At 68.7% G+C, this 2,447-nt stretch carries 4 protein-coding genes; all 4 read left to right on the forward strand.

Going from position 1 to position 2,447, the window contains the following annotated elements:
- The first annotated feature begins 40 nt into the window (after window positions 1-40).
- The gene (locus AC1DU6_RS27365) at window positions 41-505 is read left to right on the forward strand and encodes an EAL domain-containing protein (RefSeq protein ID WP_477860976.1); all 465 of its coding nucleotides are present in this window, start codon (window positions 41-43) and stop codon (window positions 503-505) included.
- A complete protein-coding gene (locus tag AC1DU6_RS27370) occupies window positions 409-810 on the forward strand; it encodes a YchJ family protein (protein WP_477860973.1) in 402 nt (133 codons plus the stop codon). The genes AC1DU6_RS27365 and AC1DU6_RS27370 overlap by 97 nt, the downstream gene beginning before the upstream one ends.
- A 23-nt stretch (window positions 811-833) precedes the next feature.
- Window positions 834-1,538 carry a pseudouridine synthase gene (locus AC1DU6_RS27375; protein WP_457324181.1) on the forward strand — a complete coding sequence of 235 codons (705 nt, stop codon included), beginning with the start codon at window positions 834-836 and terminating at the stop codon, window positions 1,536-1,538.
- Between the two features lie 80 nt (window positions 1,539-1,618).
- Window positions 1,619-2,447, forward strand: an 829-nt coding sequence (locus AC1DU6_RS27380; protein WP_477860975.1) for a zinc-dependent alcohol dehydrogenase family protein, incomplete at its 3' end; no start/stop codon positions are given.

A 2,447-nucleotide genomic window follows, 5' to 3' on the forward strand; every position in this document is an offset into this window, starting at 1 on the left:
GGGCATGCTGATGCGCCAGCCCGAGCAGGTCAGGCGCGTCATGCACCAGCTGCGCGAGATCGGCTTCGAGATCTCGCTGGATGACTTCGGCATGGGCCATTCGTCGCTGGCCATGCTGAAAAGCCTGCCCATCAGCTCGCTGAAGATCGACCGCAGCTTCGTGCGCGACCTGGCCACGGGCGAGCGTGACCGCGCCATTGCCCAGACCATCGTCGACCTCGGCCGGCACCTGCAGCTTGAGGTCATTGCCGAGGGCATCGAGAACGCAGACCAGCTCGAAGTCCTGGGCCAATGCGGCTGCGCCTTTGGCCAGGGCTATCTGCTCGGCCGGCCCCTGCCTTTGCCAAGGCTCATCGAGTCTTTTCCCGACGGCCGCTCGGCCGCTGATACCCCCGCTAGAGTGCCGGCATGGACACCTCCATGCCCTGCCCCTGCGGTCGCCGTGCCGCCTATGCCGACTGCTGCGGCGCCCTGCACGAGGCCTTTGCGGCTGGCCAGGGCCTGACCGCAGCCACGCCCGAGGCGCTGATGCGCTCGCGCTACTCGGCCTTCGTGCTGGACCTGCGCGACTATCTGCTGGCGAGCTGGCATGCGAGCACGCGGCCTGCCGATCTGGAGGCGCCCGAGCCGGGGCTGAAATGGCTGGGCCTGGACGTGAAGCGCACCGCGATGCCGGACGCCGACCACGGCAGCGTCGAGTTCGTCGCACGCAGCAAGCTCGGCGGCCGGGCGCATCGGCTGCATGAAGTCAGCCGCTTCGTGCGCGAGAACGGTGAGTGGTTCTACGTCGATGGCGACTTGAAAAATTGACTCTGACCCTGCTTTATCAAAAATTGACTCTGACCCTGCTTTATCAGGACGAGCACCTGGTCGCCATCGACAAGCCGGCCGGCCTGCTGGTGCACCGCACCCAGCTCGCGGCCCACGAGGATGAGGCCGCGCTGCAGCTGCTGCGCGACCAGCTCGGCCGCACCGTCTGGCCCGTGCACCGGCTGGACCGCGGCACCTCGGGCGTGCTGCTGTTTGCGCTGTCAACAGAGGTTGCTTCGCTGCTCGGCGCGATGTTCGAGCAGGGGCTGATGGACAAGCGCTATCTCGCTCTTGTGCGCGGCTGGCCCGGTGCTGACGAAGGCCTGGTCGATCACCCGCTGGCGCGCGACCCTGAGCAGCCGTCGGCGGGGCAGACGATGCTGGCGGCGCAGACCCGCTGGCGCGTGCTGGAGCGCATCGAGTGGGCACTGGCCACCGACCCGCGCTTCCCCACCACCCGCGTCGCCCTGCTCGAAGCCGAACCGTTGCAAGGCCGCCGCCATCAGATCCGCCGCCATCTGAAGCACATCGCCCATCCCATCCTCGGCGATGCGACGCATGGCAAGGGGCCGCTCAATCGAGCTGTCGCAGCATTCCTGGGCACACAGCGGCTGTGGCTGCATGCGCGCGAGCTGACTCTGGTTCACCCGGTCACTGGATCGCCTCTGCAACTGCTGGCGCAGCCGGGCGCCACCTGGCCCGGCATTGACAGGGACTGGACAGGTTGAAGCCCCTGTCGCGTCGGCGATGCCACGACGCCCCGGGCGGGCTGAGAATCGACCGTTCCATCCAATAGCAGGAGACCGGCATGACGATCCAGGGCATCAAGGCGCAATACGAACAACGCGGGCCGGTGCCGCAGGACGTCATCGGGGCCCTGCCCTTCGAGCCGCCCGCACCCGGCGCGGGCCAGGCCCTCGTCGCTGTGCTGGCCGCACCCATCAACCCGTCGGACGTGCTGATGCTGACCGGTGGCTACGGCATCCTGCCGCCGCTGCCGGCAGTGGGCGGCAGCGAGGGCGTGGGCCGCGTTGTGGCCGTCGGCGAGGGTGTGACTCATCTGAGTGCGGGCCAGACGGTTCTGCTGCCCGCCGGCAGCGGCACCTGGGCCAGCCATCTCGTCACCGACGCCAAGCGCCTGGTGCCCCTGCCCGCTGGCGCCGATGCGCAGCAGTTGTCCATGCTGACCGTCAACCCGGCCACGGCTTCGCTGATGCTGTCGGAGTTCGTCACGCTGCAGCCCGGCGACTGGGTCATCCAGAACGTCGCCAACTCGGGTGTGGGCGGCTACCTCACGCAGCTCGCCAAGCTGCGCGGCCTGCGCACCGTCAACATCGTGCGGCGCGAGGGCGCGGCAGCGGTCGTGAAGGCGGACGGCGGCGATGTGGTGCTGGTGGATGGCGACGACCTGGCCAAGCGCGTCAAGGAGGCCGTGTCGGGCGCGCCTATCCGCCTGGGCATCGACGCCGTCGGCGGCAAGGCGACCAACCGGCTGGCGAGTTGCGTCGCCGAGGGCGGCACCGTCGTCAATTACGGGCTGATGAGCGGCGAGCCTTGCGTGGTGTCGCCGCARTCCTTCGTCTTCAACGACCTGACGCTGCGGGGCTTCTGGCTGGCCAAGTGGTTCCGCGTCGCAT

The organism is Roseateles sp. P5_B10 (genome assembly GCF_056400485.1).